The 21,866-nt window shown below is 35.2% G+C and carries 16 protein-coding genes and 1 pseudogene; 14 read left to right on the forward strand and 3 right to left on the reverse strand.

Annotated elements, in window-relative coordinates; genetic code table 11:
• Positions 1-363, reverse strand: a pseudogene (locus QLS31_RS13340) (hypothetical protein); the annotation flags it as partial.
• Between the two features lie 379 nt (positions 364-742).
• On the opposite strand from QLS31_RS13340, the gene QLS31_RS13345 reads away from it, so the two are divergent.
• The 8 genes from QLS31_RS13345 (at position 743) to QLS31_RS13380 (ending at position 9,405) form a co-directional block, all read left to right on the forward strand.
• Positions 743-1,429, forward strand: a complete 687-nt coding sequence (locus tag QLS31_RS13345; RefSeq protein WP_099715952.1) for an ABC transporter ATP-binding protein — start codon at positions 743-745, stop codon at positions 1,427-1,429.
• A gap of 155 nt (positions 1,430-1,584) precedes the next feature.
• Positions 1,585-2,442, forward strand: coding sequence for a hypothetical protein (locus tag QLS31_RS13350; protein WP_282744271.1), 858 nt, complete (start codon positions 1,585-1,587; stop codon positions 2,440-2,442).
• Positions 2,443-2,471: 29 nt separating this feature from the next.
• Complete coding sequence (locus QLS31_RS13355) at positions 2,472-3,041, forward strand: cob(I)yrinic acid a,c-diamide adenosyltransferase (RefSeq protein ID WP_282744272.1); 570 nt, start codon at positions 2,472-2,474, stop codon at positions 3,039-3,041.
• Positions 3,042-3,224: 183 nt separating this feature from the next.
• Complete coding sequence (locus tag QLS31_RS13360) at positions 3,225-3,446, forward strand: DUF2795 domain-containing protein (protein WP_007138072.1); 222 nt, start codon at positions 3,225-3,227, stop codon at positions 3,444-3,446.
• Positions 3,447-3,529: 83 nt separating this feature from the next.
• Positions 3,530-6,871 (forward strand): preprotein translocase subunit SecA, encoded by a 3,342-nt coding sequence (gene secA, locus QLS31_RS13365; RefSeq protein WP_282744273.1) that lies wholly within the window; start codon positions 3,530-3,532, stop codon positions 6,869-6,871.
• A 676-nt stretch (positions 6,872-7,547) separates the two neighbouring features.
• Positions 7,548-7,754: a hypothetical protein gene (locus QLS31_RS13370; protein ID WP_282744274.1), complete on the forward strand. Its 207-nt coding sequence runs from the start codon at positions 7,548-7,550 to the stop codon at positions 7,752-7,754.
• Between the two features lie 32 nt (positions 7,755-7,786).
• Positions 7,787-8,923, forward strand: coding sequence for a hypothetical protein (locus QLS31_RS13375; protein WP_282744275.1), 1,137 nt, complete (start codon positions 7,787-7,789; stop codon positions 8,921-8,923).
• 158 nt (positions 8,924-9,081) lie between these two features.
• Positions 9,082-9,405 carry an HNH endonuclease gene (locus tag QLS31_RS13380; protein ID WP_282744276.1) on the forward strand — a complete coding sequence of 108 codons (324 nt, stop codon included), beginning with the start codon at positions 9,082-9,084 and terminating at the stop codon, positions 9,403-9,405.
• A 99-nt stretch (positions 9,406-9,504) separates the two neighbouring features.
• Here the strand turns inward: QLS31_RS13380 and QLS31_RS13385 are convergent, their stop codons facing one another.
• Complete coding sequence (locus QLS31_RS13385; RefSeq protein ID WP_282744277.1) at positions 9,505-10,167, reverse strand: RNA methyltransferase; 663 nt, start codon at positions 10,165-10,167, stop codon at positions 9,505-9,507.
• Between the two features lie 188 nt (positions 10,168-10,355).
• Between QLS31_RS13385 and QLS31_RS13390 the strand changes: the two genes are divergently transcribed.
• From QLS31_RS13390 to QLS31_RS13410, 5 genes are all read left to right on the forward strand, one after another.
• Positions 10,356-11,048 (forward strand): NAD-dependent deacylase, encoded by a 693-nt coding sequence (locus QLS31_RS13390; RefSeq protein ID WP_282744278.1) that lies wholly within the window; start codon positions 10,356-10,358, stop codon positions 11,046-11,048.
• A gap of 67 nt (positions 11,049-11,115) precedes the next feature.
• Positions 11,116-12,462 (forward strand): adenylosuccinate lyase, encoded by a 1,347-nt coding sequence (gene purB / locus QLS31_RS13395; RefSeq protein WP_282744279.1) that lies wholly within the window; start codon positions 11,116-11,118, stop codon positions 12,460-12,462.
• A gap of 183 nt (positions 12,463-12,645) precedes the next feature.
• Positions 12,646-14,886 carry a cation:proton antiporter gene (locus QLS31_RS13400; RefSeq protein WP_282744280.1) on the forward strand — a complete coding sequence of 747 codons (2,241 nt, stop codon included), beginning with the start codon at positions 12,646-12,648 and terminating at the stop codon, positions 14,884-14,886.
• 253 nt (positions 14,887-15,139) lie between these two features.
• On the forward strand, positions 15,140-15,745 hold the full coding sequence (locus tag QLS31_RS13405) for an NAD(P)H-dependent oxidoreductase (RefSeq protein ID WP_099715963.1): 606 nt from the start codon (positions 15,140-15,142) through the stop codon (positions 15,743-15,745).
• A 1-nt stretch (position 15,746) separates the two neighbouring features.
• A complete protein-coding gene (locus QLS31_RS13410; RefSeq protein ID WP_121341468.1) occupies positions 15,747-17,648 on the forward strand; it encodes a monovalent cation:proton antiporter-2 (CPA2) family protein in 1,902 nt (633 codons plus the stop codon).
• An 81-nt stretch (positions 17,649-17,729) separates the two neighbouring features.
• Here QLS31_RS13410 and guaB read toward each other — a convergent pair whose 3' ends face one another.
• Positions 17,730-19,202 carry an IMP dehydrogenase gene (guaB, locus tag QLS31_RS13415; protein WP_099715965.1) on the reverse strand — a complete coding sequence of 491 codons (1,473 nt, stop codon included), beginning with the start codon at positions 19,200-19,202 and terminating at the stop codon, positions 17,730-17,732.
• A gap of 162 nt (positions 19,203-19,364) precedes the next feature.
• On the opposite strand from guaB, the gene QLS31_RS13420 reads away from it, so the two are divergent.
• Positions 19,365-21,866, forward strand: coding sequence for a cation-translocating P-type ATPase (locus tag QLS31_RS13420; RefSeq protein ID WP_282744281.1), 2,502 nt, complete (start codon positions 19,365-19,367; stop codon positions 21,864-21,866).

Genomic DNA, 21,866 nt, shown 5'->3' on the forward strand with positions numbered 1-21,866 from the left:
CAAAGTAAATTTGCAGCCTAAAAAAAGCGGCTTCTTAAAAGGCCTTATTTGAATTGTGGTATCGTGAAATTTGAAGATTATATTAGAAAAAAGAGGTTTTTTCACTGCCTGACGTTCTTGCGCTTCTGCGTTATCTTTCATATTTGCCAAGGCTGCTTGAGCATCTCCGCTTCTTAATTGATACGTAGCTTCAATTCCTTGCCAGTTTGCTTTAGCATCCTCTGAAGCAACATTTCCTAATGAATCAACATACATTACATACGTATCTACCGTTTTTTCTGCTTGTTCAGCTTTCTCATCTTTACATGAAGTAAATCCTAAAGCGATTACCGCTATTCCTAACACCATTTTTGTACTTTTCATAACTACTTGATTTGATTAATATTATTTATGTAAATTTAAGTAACATTATTCGATTCATAATTATAATCCAAAAATCTTATAAATATTACATATAATTATGAAATAAAGAGAAATAAAGTGTGAATTATATAAACTAACCCTGAAATAGTATAAATAATTACGGCTGATTCTATGTATTAAAAATTGCCTTTTAAAAGAAATTAGCAAAAAACGCAATTGTTTGATTTTAAAAAAGTTAGTTCTTATTTAAAATTAAGGCGCAAAATGTAACAAATTTTAAAAAACAACTACTTATTAATAATTCAAAAGTCTTTTGTACTTTTAAAATCTAATTTAATAGCAGCCTACGCTCCGTCGAAGGTCAAAATCATATATTCTAATGGCAAACCCGCTAATCAAAATAACCAATATCAAACGAGATTTTGTACTTGGAAATGAAATCGTTTATGTTCTTAAAGGCATTGATTTAGAAATAAACAAAGGCGAATATGTAGCATTAATGGGACCTTCAGGATCTGGAAAATCAACTTTAATGAATTTATTAGGTTGTTTAGACACACCAACTTCCGGGAGCTACATCCTCAACGGAAAAGACGTCAGCCAGATGAAAGATGATGAATTAGCCGAAATTCGAAACAAAGAAATAGGATTTGTTTTCCAGACTTTCAACCTTTTACCCAGAACCACCGCATTAGATAACGTGGCTTTACCCATGATTTATGCCGGATTTTCAAAATCAGAAAGAAAAGCAAGAGCTACCGAAGTTTTAGAACAAGTAAATCTTGCAGACAGAATGGACCACCAACCCAATCAGCTTTCAGGTGGACAACGCCAGCGTGTGGCAATCGCCCGTGCTTTGGTCAACAAACCGTCCATCATTCTTGCCGATGAACCTACCGGAAATCTGGACAGTAAAACATCATTAGAAATCATGAAACTTTTTGGAGACATCCACGCCAATGGAAATACCGTAATTTTGGTAACACACGAGGAAGAAATCGCCGCTTACGCCAATCGCGTAATTCGCTTACGTGACGGACTTATAGAAAGCGATACTTCTAAATAGTTTTTTTTCAGGAGCTGCTTCCGGCTATCCGCTTGTATCTCTTTCTTGTCATTCTTCCTTCGTTTGAATGACAAGAAAGAGGATATCGCTTTTATCCGGGCTAGGAAATCCAAATTACGATTGCGTTTAAAATTCCAAATAACACCTACCAAAAAATGAAAATCGCCATACTAACCTGCGAAAAACTTCCAAACCTAAATCCCGAAGATCAAAAAATAATTCCGGCATTAGCTAAACATAATATAGAAGCCAGCGCCGCAATCTGGAGCGACAAAAACATCAATTGGACTGATTTTGATTATCTGATTTTTCGCAATACTTGGGATTATTTCGAGAAAGAAACCGAGTTTAAAATTTGGCTCGACCAAATAGAAAAACTGGGAATCAAAACACTAAATCCTATTGAAGTAATCAAGCAAAACATACATAAGTTTTACTTGCGTGAAATGGAACAGCAGGGAATCACCATTTTGCCAACCGTTTTCATTGATAAAACAGATCATCTTAATCTTGCTGAATTGATACCTACACACTGGAAAAAAGCGGTTATAAAACCCGCATTTTCTGCTGGTTCCTATCTCACCGAAGTTTTTGACGTATCCGAAATTCAGGAAATAAGCACAAAATATAAAAGTATTGCTGCTGAGAAAGAGTTACTTTTACAGGAATTTATGCCCGAGATTCAAACATTGGGCGAAACTTCTTTTATCTTTTTCAATAAAAAATTCTCACATGCGGTCAATAAAAAACCCGTGGATGGCGATTTTAGAGTACAATCCCTTTTTGGAGGAAAATACAATTTGGTTCAACCCAGTCAGGAACTAATTGAAAAAGCGCAAAAAATTGTCAATACATTCCCAGAAAATTTACTGTATGCGCGAGTAGACGGAATCCTTATTGAGAACGAACTGTATTTAATGGAAATTGAATGCATTGAACCTGATTTATATTTCAATCTCAGTGAAAATTCACTGGAACGATTTGTTGCAGCAATAGTGGAATTAATACGCTAAATTTGTTTTTTAAATCAAATAAACGGTAGATGAAAGTATATACAAAGACTGGAGATAAAGGAACAACAGCACTTTTTGGCGGAACCAGAGTACCAAAAGACCATGCCCGAATTGAAAGCTACGGAACTGTTGACGAATTGAATTCTCATATTGGTCTGATTCGCGATCAGGAAATGAATGCACATTACAAAGAAATCCTTATCGAAATCCAAGATCGTCTATTTACTGTTGGCGCAATATTAGCAACGCCACCGGAAAAAGAAGTGATGAAAAACGGCGAACTTCGTTTAAAAAATTTGGGGATTATAGAATCTGACATTGAATTATTGGAAAATGAAATTGACGCTATGGAAGAAGCATTGCCGCCAATGACTCATTTTGTACTTCCAGGCGGACATACTACTGTGTCATATTGTCATATTGCACGTTGTGTTTGTCGCAGAGCAGAGCGTTTATCCGTTCATTTAAGCCACAATGAACCCGTTCCTGAAATAGCAATCAAGTACTTAAACCGACTTTCTGACTACCTTTTTGTGTTGGCACGAAAGTTGTCTCATGATTTGAACACTGCCGAAGTTCAATGGATTCCAAGGAAATAGGATTTCAGATTGAAGATTAACGATTTTTGATTTCAGATGTATTTAAAAAATCAAAAATCGTTAATCTGAAATCAAAAATCAGCAATCAACAAAACGTTCTTAACTTTAACTAAAAATAAATGATTTTTTACTTGTCTTTTTCAGTAAAAAATTTATTTTTGCACAAAACTAAATCGACAACACATGTATTGGACATTAGAATTAGCATCTTATTTAAGCGATGCACCGTGGCCTGCTAACAAAGACGAACTTATTGACTACGCTATTAGAGCAGGAGCTCCATTAGAAGTAGTAGAAAACCTTCAATCTATAGAGGATGAAGGCGAGATATATGAATCAATGGAAGAAATTTGGCCAGATTATCCAACTGACGAAGATTATCTTTGGAATGAGGATGAATATTAAAAAGTAAACCAAGAAAAAGTCTCAAAAGAGGCTTTTTTTTGTTTAAATTTACAGAATTACACAAACAGAAATAAAAACATATTATGAGTTTTATAAATAGTATTATTAAAGTCTTTGTTGGGGATAAATCCCAAAAAGATGTCAAAGCTTTACAACCGTATCTTACCAAAATTAAAGCTTTTGAAACTCCTCTGATGGCATTATCTAATGATGATCTTAGAGGACGCACTGCTTTTTTCAAAGATAGAATCAAACAGGCACGTGCTGAAAAAGATGCAAAAATTGCGGCGCTGAAACTAGAAGTGGAAAGCATTGAAGATATTGACAAGAGAGAAGATATTTATGTTGCTATTGACGCATTAGAAAAAGAAGCTTACGATATCTCCGAAAAAACGTTGATGGAAATTCTTCCGGAAGCATTTGCCGTTGTAAAAGAAACAGCAAGACGTTTCAAAGACAACACTCAAATAGTGGTAACCGCTACACCTAAAGATCGTGAACTTTCTGCTACTAAAACCTACATTACCTTAGATGGTGACAATGCAGTTTGGGCAAATTCATGGAGTGCTGCAGGAAAAGAAATTACTTGGGACATGATTCACTATGACGTACAATTAATTGGCGGAATGGTTTTACATGAAGGAAAAGTAGCTGAAATGCAAACAGGTGAAGGAAAAACATTAGTGGCAACTTTACCGCTTTACTTAAATGCTTTAACTGGAAACGGTGTGCATTTAGTAACTGTGAATGATTATTTGGCAAAAAGAGATAGTACTTGGAAAGCGCCATTATTCGAATTTCACGGTATGACTGTAGAATGTATTGACAATTACCAACCAAGTTCTGAAGGAAGAAAAAAAGCCTACGATGCTGATATCACTTACGGAACCAATAATGAGTTTGGTTTTGACTACTTAAGAGATAACATGGCGCATTCGCCAGAAGATTTAGTGCAACGAAAACACAATTACGCGATTGTCGATGAGGTCGATTCAGTTTTAATTGATGATGCCAGAACACCATTGATTATTTCAGGACCGGTTCCGCAAGGAGATCGTCATGAGTTTAATGAATTGAAACCAAAAATTGAAAACTTAGTTAGCATACAAAGACAATTGGCTAACGGTTTCTTATCTGAAGCAAAAAAATTAATTAAAGAGGGAAATACTAAAGAAGGTGGATTCCAATTGTTAAGAGCTTACAGAGCGTTACCAAAAAACAAAGCATTAATTAAATTTTTGAGTGAAGAAGGAATTAAACAATTACTTCAAAAAACCGAAAATCAATACATGCAGGATAACAAAAGAGAAATGCACAAGATTGATGAGGCATTGTATTTTGTTATTGAAGAAAAAAACAATCAGGTTGAATTGACCGATAACGGAATTAAATACCTTTCTGGAGATACTGATGCTGACTTTTTTGTACTTCCGGACATTGGAACTGAAATTGCCGCAATCGAAAAGAAAAAATTAGATAAAGACACTGAAGCCGAAGAAAAAGAACAATTGTTTCAAGATTTTGGAGTAAAAAGTGAGCGTATTCATACTTTGACACAACTTTTGAAAGCCTATGCTTTATTCGAAAAAGATGTTGAATATGTAATCATGGATAACAAAATCATGATTGTTGATGAGCAAACAGGTCGTATCATGGACGGTCGCCGTTATTCTGACGGATTGCACCAAGCGATTGAAGCCAAAGAAAATGTAAAAATCGAAGCTGCAACTCAAACATTTGCAACCGTTACGTTACAGAATTATTTCAGAATGTACAACAAACTGGGAGGAATGACTGGAACTGCAGTAACTGAAGCGGGTGAGTTATGGCAAATATATAAACTAGACGTTGTAGAAATTCCTACGAACAGAGGAATGGCCAGAAAAGACAAAGAGGATTTTATTTATAAAACTACTCGTGAAAAATTCAATGCCGTTATCGAAGACGTAACTGAATTATCTAATGCAGGAAGACCGGTTCTTATTGGTACAACTTCTGTAGAGATTTCAGAATTATTAAGCCGAATGTTGAAAATGAGAGGCGTTGCACACAATGTCTTGAATGCAAAAATGCACAAACAAGAAGCACAAATTGTTGAAGAAGCAGGAAAACCTGGTGTGGTAACGATTGCAACCAATATGGCTGGTCGTGGTACCGATATTAAATTATCTGCCGAAGTAAAAGCCGCTGGTGGATTAGCAATTGTAGGAACAGAGCGTCATGATTCCCGTCGTGTAGACCGTCAGTTACGTGGTCGTGCAGGACGTCAAGGTGACCCAGGAAGTTCCCAGTTTTATGTTTCTCTTGAAGACAACCTAATGCGTTTGTTTGGTTCTGAAAGAGTGGCTAAAGTGATGGACAGAATGGGATTGCAGGAAGGTGAAGTGATTCAGCATTCTATGATGACTAAATCTATCGAACGTGCTCAGAAAAAAGTAGAAGAAAACAACTTTGGTGTTCGTAAACGTTTATTGGAATATGATGATGTAATGAACGCACAACGTGAAGTAGTGTACAAACGTCGTCGTCATGCATTGTTTGGAGAACGTTTGAAATTAGATATTGCAAACATGCTTTACGATACTTGTGAATTGATCGTTGACCAAAACAAAGCATCAAATAATTTCAAGAACTTTGAATTCGAATTGATTCGCTATTTCTCAATCACATCGCCAGTTACTGAAAGTGAATTCAGTAAATTGAGTGAAATGGAATTAACCGGTAAAATATACAAAGCTACGCTTGAATATTATACAGAGAAAACCGAGAGAAGTGCCAGAGAAGCATTCCCAATCATAAAAAGTGTTTACGAAGATAAAAACAATCAATTTGAACGCATCGTAGTTCCTTTTACAGATGGAATCAAATCGTTGAATGTGGTTACTGATTTGAAAAAAGCCTACGAAACTGAGGGAGCTCAACTGGTGGCTGATTTCGAAAAAAATATCACTTTATCCATTGTAGATGAAGCTTGGAAGAAACACTTACGTAAAATGGATGAGTTGAAACAATCGGTTCAACTTGCGGTTCACGAACAAAAAGATCCATTACTTATTTACAAATTGGAAGCATTCAATTTGTTTAGAGCAATGATTGACAATGTAAACAAGGAAGTGATTTCATTCTTGTTCAAAGGTGATTTACCGGCTCAAGAGAATCAACAAATTCAAGAAGCAAAAGAAGTTCGCCAACAAGAAGACTATAAATTGAGCAAAGACGAAATTCCAAATAGCGAAAATATAAATCGTGAAGCTGGTGAAACGCAACAACGACAAGTAACGGAAACTATCGTGAGAGATATGCCAAAAATCAATCGCAATGACAACGTTACGATTCAAAACGTGGCAAACGGACAAATTCAAGAAATGAAATACAAAAAAGCCGAAAGCTTAATCGCTTCAGGACAATGGGTTATCGTTAACTAATAACCGTTTCGATTCTTTAAAATTAAATTCCCCAATTACGAAAGTAGTTGGGGAATTTTTTTATCCTGAATTTTATCCTGAATTCATTTCAGGATCTTTTTTTAAATCTTTTTTCAATCTTTTTCAATCTTTTTCAATCTTTTTCAATCTTTTTCAATCTTTTTCAATCTTTTTCAATCTTTTTCAATCTTTTTCAATCTTTTTCAATCTTTTTCAATCTTTTTCAGGATTTATCCTGAATTTATTTCAGGAGCAATTCCCGCCCTACGCTGCAAGCTATTTGGTTTCAAACCCTTTTTCTAGCTGCTGTCAGGAGCTTCCTTTGGTCGCTCTGCCACCACCAGAAAAAAGTGGTTTTCAACCGGCATAGGCTTTCCACTGCTATCGGGGCTAGGGATTTTGTGATAAATAACTCCGTTTACGGTTTTACGTAATGATCCTGCAGTGGAAGAATATATCTTTAACGATTAATTACTTATTACTATTTATAAGTATTTTCAACGATTTATTTATATATTAGCTAAATAAATTTGATGACTATTAGGACTATCTTCCTAATTTTGGGGTGATAAGTATGATAGCGTCAGAGCTATATACTAGTTACCTGCAAGTCTGCGAAGCGTGAATGGACAAGAGTAATTATATTGAGAGATAATGTAACCTAAAAATAAATAATATGGAAAATTTTAAAAGTTTGAACAAGTATTATGACGACCTGAAATCAGGTTATCCAAAACTAACGGATTTCGAATTGCTTTCGATTGCTGTCCAAATTCAACGAAACGACATTTTAATTGCAGGTCTGACTGTTTCACAATTAGATAAGCATCCCTCGGCTTTGGAAAAAATCGCGATTTTGTTAGATGAAAAACAAGAAAACTAAACTACCTCTAATATTCAGTTTCTAAATTGGTAATGTCAAAAAAAATAAATAGTGAGGAAATAATATTACGTTTCAAGCAAACTCATGGTAACAAATATGAGTATCAGAATGTTTCATTTTCAAAGATGAAAGGAAAAGTTGAAATAATTTGCCCAATTCATGGATCATTTTGGCAAACTCCCGACCATCATATCCGCGGAACAGATTGCCCAGATTGTGGTCGGTTACAACAAGGGAAATTAAGAAAGGAAAATTCTGCTAAAAGTTTTATTTCGAAAGCAATTTCCGTTCATGGAGAAATTTATGATTACACGGATTTTGAATATAATGGCAACAAAACAAAAATAGAAATCATTTGTACAACACATGGAACTTTTAAACAAACGCCAAGCAATCATCTTTCTGGATTTGGATGTCCTAAATGTGGCCGAGAACGAACCGAAAAGTCCCGAAAATTAAGCATAGAGGATTTTTTCAATAGATGTATCGAAGCACATAATAATTTCTTTTCGTACCCAATCAAGGATTATATCAATCCAGAATCAATGATTTCAGTAGTCTGCCCAAAACATGGAAAATTTTTGATTAAAGCCAGAAATCATTTGTGGATTAAGCAAGGTTGCAGTAAGTGTTTTGAAGAAAACCGTGGAATAAATAAGCGAATTTCATGGTCTGAGTTTTTTCAAGGAGCGATAAAATGTCACGGAAATATTTATCAATATGACCAATCATCTTTTCTAATGTTATCGGAACCTGTTCGGATATATTGCAAAAAGCATGGATGGTTCGAACAACGCGGTCATAGACATTTATCTGGTCAAGGATGTCCAACATGTGCTCGGCAACTACATCGTGGAAAATGGAGATCAGAGTTGTTACCACAAGAATTAAGAGATATTAATTGTAATCTCTATTATTTCCGTCTAACTGGTAATTCTGAGGACTTTTACAAAATTGGAATCTCGAACGATGTTCACAGAAGAAGAACGACAATTGAACGAGAATCAGGTTATTCCATAGAAGTCGTTTCTATTTTATCAGGTACATTGTATTCAATCATGCAATTGGAAGAATCCCTTCATGAAGAATACGTTGAGTATTCTTATTTGCCAAAAAATCAATTTCCTGGATATACGGAATGCTTTTCAATAGATGTATTTACCAAATAATGACCGCTCCGCAAAGTATCCCTGAAATCAAATAAATTTTTAGTAAATGCTGCGCAAATGTCTCTGACTTTGCGCAATTTTTATAATTTGAGAGTATATTAAAACGTCATAAAGTAGTTGACTTTCATGAATCTCATAGAAAATCTAACGAAAAGAAAATGAGTATGGTAATAAGTCCAGAAAATAAAAAGATTATACTTTTATTAATTCTTCTATTTGGAGGAGTAATTCTTAAATGGTTGTGGTTCGAAATGAAACGTCGGCATAGACGTGATTATTACAGAAATACATATCTAAAATCAGATGTATGGCAACGAAAACGAGCAGTTGTTTTTAAAAGAGATAATTGGCGTTGTGTGTATTGTGGTGGAAAAGCTACTCAAGTTCATCACAAAAGATACGCAAAAAGGAATATCGGAAAAGAGCCAATAGAATGGTTAGTTTCAATTTGTAACTCTTGTCATGAAAAGCAACACAGATGAAAGAAAATACTAGATGTGATTGCTTTCGCCACGGCGAACAGGTCGTTCCTTGCAATGACTCAGCAAACCGTTACAATCTAATTTAAGCGTTCGTTTACACTAACTTGGATTCTCCTCAAAATACCGTTCTTCAATCCGCTTAATATCTTTTATGGAATTTTTGGCCCAAGCCAAACGCTTTTCTAAAATTTCATTTTCGGATAAATGCCAGTCAATGTTTGAATTGCGCAATCGATTCGTCAGATTTTGAATGATGATCGCCGCCGAAACCGAGATATTTAAACTTTCAGTAAAACCCACCATCGGAATTTTTAGAAAACCATCGGCGCGTTGTAAAATTTCCTCTGATAATCCGTCTCTTTCGGTTCCAAAAAATAAGGCACTCGGTTTAGAAATATCAAAATCTTCCATCAAACAATCATTTTCATGCGGCGTAGTGGCAATGATTTGGTAGCCCTTACTTTTTAATGTATCCACACAATTAGAAATACTGTCGAATGTATTGATGTCAACCCATTTTTGGGCACCCATTGCAATTTCTTTGTCGATACTTTTTCCGTAACGCTGCTCGATAACATTCAATTCCTGAATCCCAAAAATCTCACAACTGCGCATCACTGCGCTTGTATTGTGCATTTGAAAAATATCCTCAACAGCAATCGTAAAATGCTTGGTTCTGTTTTCCAATACTTTCAGAAATTTTTCTTTGCGGTTATCCGTTAAGATATTTTCAAGAAAATTAAGGTAATCGACATCAATCATTATAGGTTATTTTTTTGGCAAAAATACTAAAAAAGAGTAGTTTTATTTTTTAATAAAAGCTAAAATAAAAATAGAATACAGATGACACAGATTTAACGGATTTTCACAAATAACTTTAAATAAATTTTAAAAAATCCGTTTTAATTTGTTTAATCCGTGTCATCTGTGTTCCTTAATATTTAAAAATAATGAAAAAGAAATTAGTGGTTTTGACTGGTGCCGGAATCAGTGCCGAAAGTGGTATAAAAACTTTCCGTGACAGTGACGGACTTTGGGAGGGCCATAACGTTATGGATGTCGCAACTCCCGAAGGCTGGCGTAAAAACCCGGCTTTGGTGCTGGATTTTTACAATCAAAGACGAAAACAACTCAAGGAAGTAGCACCCAATTTGGGTCATCAAATTCTGGCTGAATTAGAAAAGGAATTTGATGTTTACATTATTACCCAAAATGTAGATGATTTACACGAACGCGCCGGAAGTACTAATGTGTTGCATTTGCACGGTGAGTTATTGAAAGTAAGAAGTACACGAAACCCAAATTATATTCTGGACTGGCAGGAGGATTTGAATTTTGGCGATTTAGATGAAAACAAAAATCAATTGCGCCCGCACATTGTTTGGTTTGGCGAGGAAGTTCCAGCTCTTGATGAAGCGATTGCAATAACCCAAAATGCGGATTATTTTGCTGTTATAGGGACTTCATTACAAGTATATCCAGCGGCAGGATTAATCGATTTTACGCATCCCGAAACTCCAGTTTTTTATATTGATCCAAAACCTATAAAAATCCCAAATCTTAGAAATCCATTGGAAGTAATTCCAGAAGTGGCTTCTGAAGGAATGAAAACACTAAAAAAGAAGCTTATCGAGTTTATTTAAAAACCATTAGTTTTCTAATTTGTCTCGAAAGGTTTATATTTGTGCCTTTCGAACAAACAACAAAACAATGACTACTTTAAACGAATTGAATGCTATATCGCCAATCGACGGAAGATATAGAAACAAGACTATTTCTCTGGCTCCATTTTTCTCTGAAGAAGCCTTAATCAAATACCGCGTATTGGTTGAAATTGAATATTTCATTGCTTTGTGCGAAGTGCCTTTGCCACAATTAAAAAATGTAAACCCAGATTTATTCAAGAGTTTACGTAACATCTATAAAAACTTCTCTACTGAAGATGCACTTTGGATAAAAGAAACAGAAAAAGTAACCAACCACGATGTAAAAGCGGTGGAATACTTTATCAAAGATGCTTTTGAAAAACTAGGATTATCAGAATACAAAGAGTTTATTCATTTTGGATTGACTTCTCAAGATATTAATAATACGGCGATTCCGCTATCTACAAAAGAAGCTTTCGAGAAAGTATACATGCCTTCTTTGATTACTTTAACTTCAAAATTGAAAGATTTAAGTATCGAATGGAAGGACGTTCCAATGCTTGCCCGTACACATGGACAACCGGCTTCTCCAACTCGTTTGGGTAAAGAAATTGGTGTTTTTGTAGAACGTTTAGAAGAGCAAATGCGTTTGTTGTTTAATGTTCCTTTTGCGGCTAAATTTGGTGGTGCAACAGGAAATTATAACGCACATCACGTAGCGTATCCTCAAATTGACTGGAGAAAATTTGGAGGGAAATTTGTAGAAGAAAACCTTGGTTTACACCACTCCTTCCCTACTACGCAAATTGAACATTACGATCATTTCGCAGCCTTTTTTGATGCATTGAAAAGAATAAATACGATCATCATTGATTTAGACCGAGATATCTGGACGTATGTTTCGATGGAATATTTCAAACAAAAAATCAAAGCGGGAGAAATTGGCTCATCAGCGATGCCACATAAAGTAAACCCAATTGATTTTGAAAATTCAGAAGGAAACTTAGGTATTGCCAATGCTATTTTCGAACATTTATCTGCTAAATTACCATTGTCAAGATTACAACGTGATTTGACTGACAGTACCGTTTTGAGAAATACTGGTGTACCAATGGGACATACATTAATCGCTTTTGAAGCCACTTTGAAAGGATTAAACAAATTGTTATTGAATGAGCCAAAATTCCACGAAGATTTAGAGAAAAACTGGGCTGTAGTTGCAGAAGCAATTCAAACAATTTTACGTCGTGAAGGATATCCAAATCCGTATGAAGCGTTAAAAGGATTGACCAGAACCAATGAAGCGATTGATAAAAATGCAATTCACGGTTTTATTGCAACCTTAGAAGTTTCGGATGAAATTAAGGCTGAATTGATGCAAATCACTCCTAGTAATTTCCTAGGAATATAAATTTTAAAAGATTATTCCATTTTATAAAATCCCGTTGAAAAGAAATAAGAATTTTTTTCAACGGGATTTTTATTGCTAAAAAAATCATAAAAAGCCGTATTCAGCTGTAATTATACTTCAAAAATTAAAGTTTTTTTATATCTTACCAATATACACAAAAACCTTAAAAATCAGTAAACGCCAATGAATACCGCAGAAACAGTAGCAAATGTATCACACCACTTACAACCTCTAATTAGTGATTTAGGATTAATCCTGATGACAGCTGCAGTGGCAGTTTTGTTATTTAAAAAAATAAAACAACCACTGGTTCTGGGGTATTTAATTGCAGGATTTTTGGCAGGAAATCATTTTGATTTTTTCCCTTCCGTAAAAGATATTAAAAGTGTAGAAGTTTGGGCAGAGATTGGTGTAATCTTTTTATTATTTAGTTTGGGACTGGAATTCAGTTTTAAGAAACTGATGAAAGTGGGTGGAACCGCATCGATTACAGCAGTAACACAAATTATTGCGATGGTTTCCATCGGATATTTAGTGGGACAATGGATTGGCTGGAAACCGATGGACAGTATCTTTTTAGGAGTTATACTTTCGATTTCATCCACTACCATTATCTTAAAAACATTTGATGAATTGGGCGTAAAAACCCAAAAATTTGCGGGAATCGTTATTGGTTCGCTTATCGTTCAAGATATAGTTGCCATTTTGATGATGGTATTACTTTCTACAATTGCAGTGAGTCAACAGTTTTCAGGAAGTGAATTGTTATTATCCGTACTTAAACTAATCTTTTTCTTGACCATTTGGTTTGTTGGTGGTATCTTTTTTATCCCAACTTTACTTAAAAAAGCTAAAAACATATTAACGGACGAAATGCTGTTAATTATCTCACTTGCATTGTGTTTAATGATGGTTATTCTAGCTGCCAATGTTGGTTTCTCTCCTGCATTAGGCGCTTTTATTATGGGTTCCATCATTGCCGAAACAACTCAGGCCGAACACATAGAACATTTGGTAAAACCTGTAAAAGACCTTTTTGGTGCCGTTTTCTTTGTATCCGTTGGAATGTTGATCAATCCGGGAACTTTATATGAATATGCCTTGCCTGTCGCAATTTTGACATTCGTAGTGATTATAGGACAATCTGTAAGTTCAACAATTGGAGCTTTACTTTCGGGACAACCATTGAAACAATCCGTGCAAACCGGAATGAGTTTATCGCAAATTGGGGAATTCTCCTTTATTATTGCAACATTAGGAATGACGCTTAATGTAACCAGTAATTTTCTATATCCAATTGTGGTGGCAGTGTCAGCAGTGACCACTTTTACGACTCCTTTTATGGTGAAATTTGCCACTCCTTTTTCTGAATATCTGGAGAAAAAACTACCTAGAAAATGGATTAAAAAAATCGAACGCTACAGTGCCAATGCACAATCCATAAAATTAGTAAGCAACTGGCAAATCGTTGTACGCGCATTTCTGACACAGGTGATTATCCATTCCGTGATTATAGTGGCCGTCATTTTACTTTCATCAAAATTCATTTTACCTTTAGTTCAAGGATCACAATTTGGAAACATATTCGCTGCATTAATTACATTAGTGATACTATCCCCTTTCTTATGGGCACTTTCTTTGCGCCGCATTGCAGTTAAACAAGTGGCTATTTTAAGGGAAGAGCGCAAATATCGAGGGCCAATACTAATGATGATTTTACTGCGAATGATATTGACCCTGATTTATATTGGATTTTTATTGAATATCTTTTTCTCTCCTGTAATCGCTTTTTTAGTCCTGATTGCAGCTGTAGTAGTCTATTTTGTTTTTCCAAAAAAATTAAATGCACAGTACCACAAAATTGAAAATCACTTTTTGCAAAATTTAAACGCCCGAGAAATTAAAAAAGCGGTAAGAAGTCGTAGTGATTTGACACCTTGGGACGGACACATGACGACTTTTGAAATTGCTCCAACCTCGAATATTGCTGGAAAAACATTAGAAGAATTAAGTATTCGCGAGCAATTAGGAATTAATATCGCATTTGTTAAGCGAGGAGAAATCACGATTAATATTCCTAGTAGAAACGAAAGACTTTTTCCCGGAGATGAAATTTGTGTCATTGGAACTGATACCCAAGTGGCAGCATTTAAAAAATATTTAGACCAAAATGAGATTGATGTTTCTCCATTGGAAACTGAATCTGATATTGTATTACAACAGTTAGAACTCATCAACGAAGCATTTATTGGAAAAAGCATCCGTGATTCTGAATTACGTGAAAAAACTCGCGGCTTGATTGTTGGCTTGGAAAGAGGAGGAAAAAGAATACTCAACCCAGAATCAAAATTGATTTTAGAAAAAAATGATATTCTTTGGATTGTGGGCAGCAAAAAATTATTAGCCAATCTTTCCAAAAATTAAATAAGAGCATTTTTTTCACAATCCATTTTGGTTGAATTAATGCAATCCTGAATTATAGATTCTAAATACATCCCGTCTGAACGAAACTTTAGATTTTGTTTAGACGGGATTTTTTGTTTATCGTTAAAAAATAATATTTGAACCATAGTAAATTATTAAGATTAAGCAATATTTTATACCTTAGAGCAGTTTTATTTTCATAAAAACAGTGTAAATCAACAGAATAATTCTTTTAAATAGTTAAAATAAATTTATGCCAAAAAATAAAATCTTAATCCTATTTTCACATCCGCTATTCGAGAAATCTCATGCGAATAAAGCTTTGGTGGAAAACATTCCCGATTCAGAAAACATTACTTTTCATGATTTATATGAACACTATCCTGATTTTGATATTGATGTAAAATTCGAGCAAGATTTATTAAGTCAGCATGACATTATCATTTGGCACCATCCCATGTATTGGTATAGTTGTCCGCCATTAATGAAACAATGGATTGATATGGTACTGGAACATAACTGGGCTTATGGAAAAAAGGGAAAAGCATTACAGGATAAAATTATTTTTCAGGTGATTACTACTGGTGGCGACAAGGAAAATTATTGCGAAACGGGTAGTGATCGTTATAGTATTCTTGAATTATTGGAACCTTTTAACCAAACTGCAAAAGTGTGTAATATGATTTACTTACCTCCTTTTGTAGTGCACGGAACACATAATATGACCGATGAAGATTATGAAAAAAATGGTTTGATTTATGGCTATTTTCTGGACTATTTAGAAAATCATGATATAGATACGGATGAAATTTTGCAACATCATTACTTGAATGAATGGTTTGCAACAATACTGACATAATATGGATACTAATTTTTTGCTTCAGGCAATCATTTATTTAACTGCTGCCGTAATTTGCGTACCAATTGCTAAAAAATTAGGCTTGAGTTCTATTTTAGGCTATTTATTGGCGGGCATAATCATTGGTCCTTTTGTTCTTGGTTTTATTGGTCAGGAAGGTCAGGATATAATGCATTTTGCAGAATTTGGTGTGGTAATGATGCTTTTTTTAATTGGTCTTGAATTAGAACCAAGTAAGTTTTGGAAAATGCGGAAATTCATTCTTGGAATGGGCTCCATGCAATTAATTGGAACGACAATAATCCTATTTCTCGGATGTCTTTTTTTTATGGACTGGAGATGGGAAACTACATTAGCGATTTCACTGGCGCTGGCATTATCTTCCACTGCTATTGTATTGCAAACCTTAAAAGAAAAAGGATTATCAAATACTTCAGTAGGGCGCTCCTCATTTGCAGTTTTACTTTTTCAAGATATTGCCGTAATCCCAATTTTAGCCTTTTTACCTCTTTTGTCAACCGTAAATCTTGAGGCTACAAATGATGCGCCACAATCATTAATTACAGGTTATGCGAGCTGGTTGCAAACGGTAATCGTAATCGGAATTATTTCGACAATTTATTTTGCAGGCCGCTTTTTGTTTGTTCCGTTATTGCATATAATCGCAAAAACCAGGTTACAGGAATTGTTTACTGCTTCTGCATTACTGCTCGTAGTTGGGGTTTCGTATATGATGCAATTAATTGGATTAAGCCCTGCATTAGGTGCTTTTATGGCTGGTGTCGTATTAGCCAACTCTGAATTTCGCCATGAATTAGAGGGCGATATTGCACCATTTAAAGGATTGCTTTTGGGATTGTTTTTTCTGGGCGTAGGTGCCTCAATAAACTTCCAATTAATTATTGACAATCCATTATTTATTTTTGCTTTTGGAGCGATTCTAACATTAGTAAAATTCATCGTTCTATTTTTTACCAGTCGGTATTATAAAAAGAAATTAGATCAAAATCTACTGTTTGCATTTGGTTTGAGTCAGGCTGGAGAATTTGGTTTTGTAATCATGAGTTTCTGCATGCAATTGAATATTATACCCAATATTTTAGCCAATCAAATTATGGCAGTCATAGCCATGAGTATGGTTGCAACTCCTTTTCTGTTACTAATAAATGAGCGAATAATATATCCAAACACCCGAATTCAGGAAAAAGAAATAAAAAAAGACAATGATTATATTGACGAGGATAACCCAGTTATTATAGCTGGTTTTGGGCATTTTGGAAGCACAGTCGGTCGATTATTGAGAGCTAATCAAATAAAATCAACTATTCTTGATTATGATTCAGACCGAATCGATTTATTACGAAAAATGGGTTTTAAAGTCTATTATGGAGATGCAACCCGATTGGAATTACTGAAAGCTGCAGGTTGTGAAAATGCTAAAGTTTTCATTGCCGCCATTGATAATCCAACCGTAAATCTTCAAGTCATTGAAACCTTAAAAAAGCACTTTCCAAATTTAAAAATTTTAACGCGTGCCCGAAACCGAAATGACGCCTATGAATTAATCGATCATAAAGTGGAACATATTTACAGAGAAACTTTATACAGCGCTGTAAATATGGGTGTTGATGCATTAGTAGAATTAGGACTTCGAAAATATACGGCAACCAGACAAGGGCAACAGTTTATAAAATACGATGAAATTACCACACGTAAACTTGCCGAAAAACGCCATGATAAAATGGCGTACCTGATTACAATTAAAGAAGAAATTGAATTACAGGAACAGTTACTAAAGAGTGATATTTATTCCCAAGTTGCAGCAACTAATCACAGTTGGGACAGCCAACATTTAAAAAACAATCTGGCTGACTTGTCTGACTCCTCTGAATTGCAAGACTAAAGTTTAAAGCAATAAAAAAGCATAATTAAAACCCTAAAACGGAATTAATTATGCTTTTTTTTATGATTTTAAAACTATAAATTATCTAGAATAATTAGGAGCTTCTTTTGTAATAGTTACATTATGAGGATGACTTTCGTTGATTCCACTTGCGGTAATACGAACAAAACGACCTGTATCTTGTAAAGTAGGAATATCTTTTGAGCCACAATATCCCATTCCGGCACGAAGACCACCAATGAATTGTTGCATGCTTTCGTTCAATTCACCTTTATAAGGCACACGTCCTACAATTCCTTCCGGTACTAATTTCTTAACATCATCTTCCACATCTTGGAAATAACGGTCTTTTGAACCTTCTTGCATCGCTTCCACAGAACCCATTCCACGGTATGACTTGAATTTTCTTCCTTCGAAAATAATAGTTTCACCAGGAGATTCCATAGTACCAGCTAATAACGACCCTAACATCACACAATCTGCACCTGCAGCAATCGCTTTAGGAATATCACCTGTGTAACGAATTCCACCATCAGCAATTACTGGAACGCCAGTGCCTTTAATCGCTGCAGCAACTTCAAGTACTGCAGAAAATTGAGGAAAACCAACACCCGCAACAATACGAGTAGTACAGATAGAACCTGGTCCAATGCCTACTTTTACTCCATCTGCGCCATTTTCAACTAGATATTTAGCTGCTTCTGCAGTGGCAATATTACCAACAATAACGTCTAAGTCAGGAAATTTAGCTTTCACTAATTTCAGTACATCAACCACTCCTTTTGTATGACCGTGAGCGGTATCGATTATAACTGCGTCTACTCCGGCATTAACCAAAGCTGTAGCTCTTTCAACAGCATCTGCAGTAACACCTAATGCAGCAGCAACACGTAAACGTCCGTATTTGTCTTTGTTTGCATTTGGTTTTTGAGTCAATTTAGTGATGTCTCTGAACGTAATCAAACCCACTAATTTATAATCAGCATTTACTACTGGAAGTTTTTCAATTTTATGACCTTGCAAAACTACTTCTGCTTGTTCCAGAGAAGTACCTTCGGCAACAGTTACTAAGTTTTCACTTGTCATTACCTCAACAATAGGTCTTGAACTATTTTTTTCGAAACGCAAATCTCTATTGGTAACGATTCCTTTCAATATTTGGTTTTCATCTACAATTGGAATACCTCCAATACCAAATTCTTTCATTGCACTTTTAGCATCTGCAACAGTAGAAGTCAATGGCAAAGTAACCGGATCGATAATCATACCAGACTCCGCACGTTTTACTTTTCTAACTTTCGCAGCTTGTTGCTCGATAGTCATATTTTTATGCAAAACACCAATTCCGCCTTCTTGCGCCATAGCAATTGCCATTGCACTTTCGGTAACTGTATCCATAGCAGCAGATACAATAGGAACATTAAGTGTAATATTTCTTGAAAATTTTGATTGAATACTCACTTCGCGAGGAAGCACATTTGAGTAGTTGGGAACTAATAGAACATCATCGTAAGTTAATCCTTCACCGATAATCTTAGAGTTGTGTGCGATCATTGCAATTGTAGTTGGAGTTTAATTGCGTGCAAATATAGACAATCTTATGCAAAAAAACGAGTAAATTTTATAATAAATGATTAAATTGCATTATAGAGTTTTCTCTAATCCAACTTCTTCCGTTTTTATAATCTGTGAAATTTGATTCATTTATTTTTTGCTATGAAAGAACCGCAACAACAAATAAAAGGACTTTCTAATGATGAAGTCTTGCAATCAAGAGCAAAACATGGAGTAAATTCCATAGCGCATCAGGACAAAAACAACTTCTTCACTTCTTTAATCGAAATGGTTAAAGAGCCTATGTTTTTATTGCTTTTGACCGCTACCAGTATTTATTTTATCACAGGCGATTTTGGCAACGGAATTTTTATGGCTGTAGCTATTGTAATGGTTTCTACGATATCACTTTATCAGGAATCAAAAAGCAGAAACGCAATCGAAGCTTTAAAAAAATTATCTCAACCCAAAAGTAAAGTCATTCGCAATAGCGAAATTATAGAAATTCCAAGCGAGGAAATTGTCTTGGGTGATTTCATTCAAACCGAAGAAGGAACCTTTATCCCAGCAGATGGTATCATTATCAAGTCTAATGATTTTTCCATAAATGAGTCCATTCTTACCGGTGAATCGCTGGCTGTCTTTAAAAATGAAACGTCCGAAAATAATCAAGTATATCTTGGAACAATTGTAACCAGCGGTTTAGCTATTTGTGAAGTAACAGCCATTGGGAACCAAACCCAATTAGGCAAAATAGGCAAAAGTCTGGAAACGATTATCGAAGAAAAAACGCCTTTGCAAATACAAATTGGGAACTTTGTAAAAAAGATGTCTTTTGTGGGACTGGCAATTTTTGGTGTCGTCTGGATTATTAATTATTATAATTCCAAAGATGTTCTGGACAGTTTATTAAAAGCCTTAACCTTGGCAATGAGCATCATCCCTGAAGAAATTCCAGTTGCTTTTACCACTTTTATGGCACTTGGTGCTTGGCGCTTAATGAATATGGGAATTATTGTCAAGCAAACGAAAACGGTAGAAACCCTGGGCAGTGCTACTGTAATTTGCACCGATAAAACAGGAACTATCACCGAAAACAAAATGAGTTTGGCGCAATGGTACACTTTTTCATCGAATGAAATATCTAACCCAAAGAAACAGCTTAGTAATGACGAACTCGAATTATTAACGCTTTCCATGTGGGCCAGTGAACCTATTCCGTTTGACGCCATGGAAATTGCACTGCATGAAGCGTATTCAAAATTAGAAATTCCAGATGAACGAGCCCAATTCAAATTGACACATGAATATCCATTATGCGGAAAACCTCCCATGATGACCCATATTTTTGAAAACCAAAATGGAACGAGAATTATTGCTGCCAAAGGTGCGCCCGAAGCCTTAATTGCATGCTCTAATCTATCCGGAAAAGAAACACAACAAGTACTTGCCGCAATGACAACTATGGCTCTGAAAGGGTTTCGCGTTTTGGGTGTTGGCGTTGCTGAATTTTCAGGAACAAATTATCCCGAAACGCAACAGGAATTTTCTTTTGATTTCAAAGGACTGGTCGCTTTTTATGACTCACCAAAAGAGAATATAAAAGCCGTTTTTGAAACATTTTATAAGGCAGGCATTCAAGTAAAAATAGTTACTGGTGACAATGCAGCGACAACAGCCACTATAGCCAAACAAATTGGTTTTCGAAACGTAGAAGAAACACTCAATGGAGATGAATTAATGGCGATGGACGATGCCACTTTGAAAGAAAAAGTAATGGAAACTGCCATTTTCACAAGAATGTTTCCTGAAGCCAAACTCAAAATCATAAAAGCGCTGAAAGATAACAATCAAATTGTAGCCATGACTGGCGATGGCGTAAACGACGGACCCGCATTAAAATCAGCACACATAGGAATTGCTATGGGCAAAAAGGGAACCGAAATCGCCAAACAAGCCGCCAATCTTATCCTTATTGAGGATGATTTTTCAAAAATGATTGACGCTATTGCCATGGGCCGAAAAATATATAACAATCTAAAAAAAGCGATTCAATACATCATTTCGATTCACATTCCAATTATCATGATTGTCTTTATTCCTTTGGCTTTAGGATGGATTTATCCCAATATTTTCTCTCCGGTTCATGTCATTTTTCTGGAAATAATTATGGGCCCTACCTGTTCTATAATTTATGAAAATGAACCTATGGAACGCAATTTGATGCTCCTCGAACCAAGACCATTTACCACTACTTTCTTTAAACTGAAAGAAATAACGATAAGTATTATTCAAGGGTTTGTCATCACTTTAGGACTTTTATTTGTCTACCAATATTGTGTTGCTGACAATTGCTCCGAAAGCGCCACAAGAACTGTTGTATTCCTCACTTTGATTGCTTCCAATATTTTCTTGACACTCACCAACCGCTCTTTTTACTATTCAATATTTACAACTTTGCGTTATAAAAATAATTTAGTTCTAATGATTATTGGCGCAACCATTCTAATCACGGTTTTATTGCTGTTCGTTCCTTTATTTGCTCATTTTTTCGAGTTCGAAAGGGTTTCTGGGTTACAAATTTGCCTGAGTATTTTAGTGGGATTTGTCTCGGTACTTTGGATAGAAATTTACAAAGGATTTAAACGACAAAGACTCAAATAA

This window comes from Flavobacterium sp. XS2P24 (assembly GCF_030010285.1).
GTDB lineage: Bacteria > Bacteroidota > Bacteroidia > Flavobacteriales > Flavobacteriaceae > Flavobacterium > Flavobacterium algoritolerans.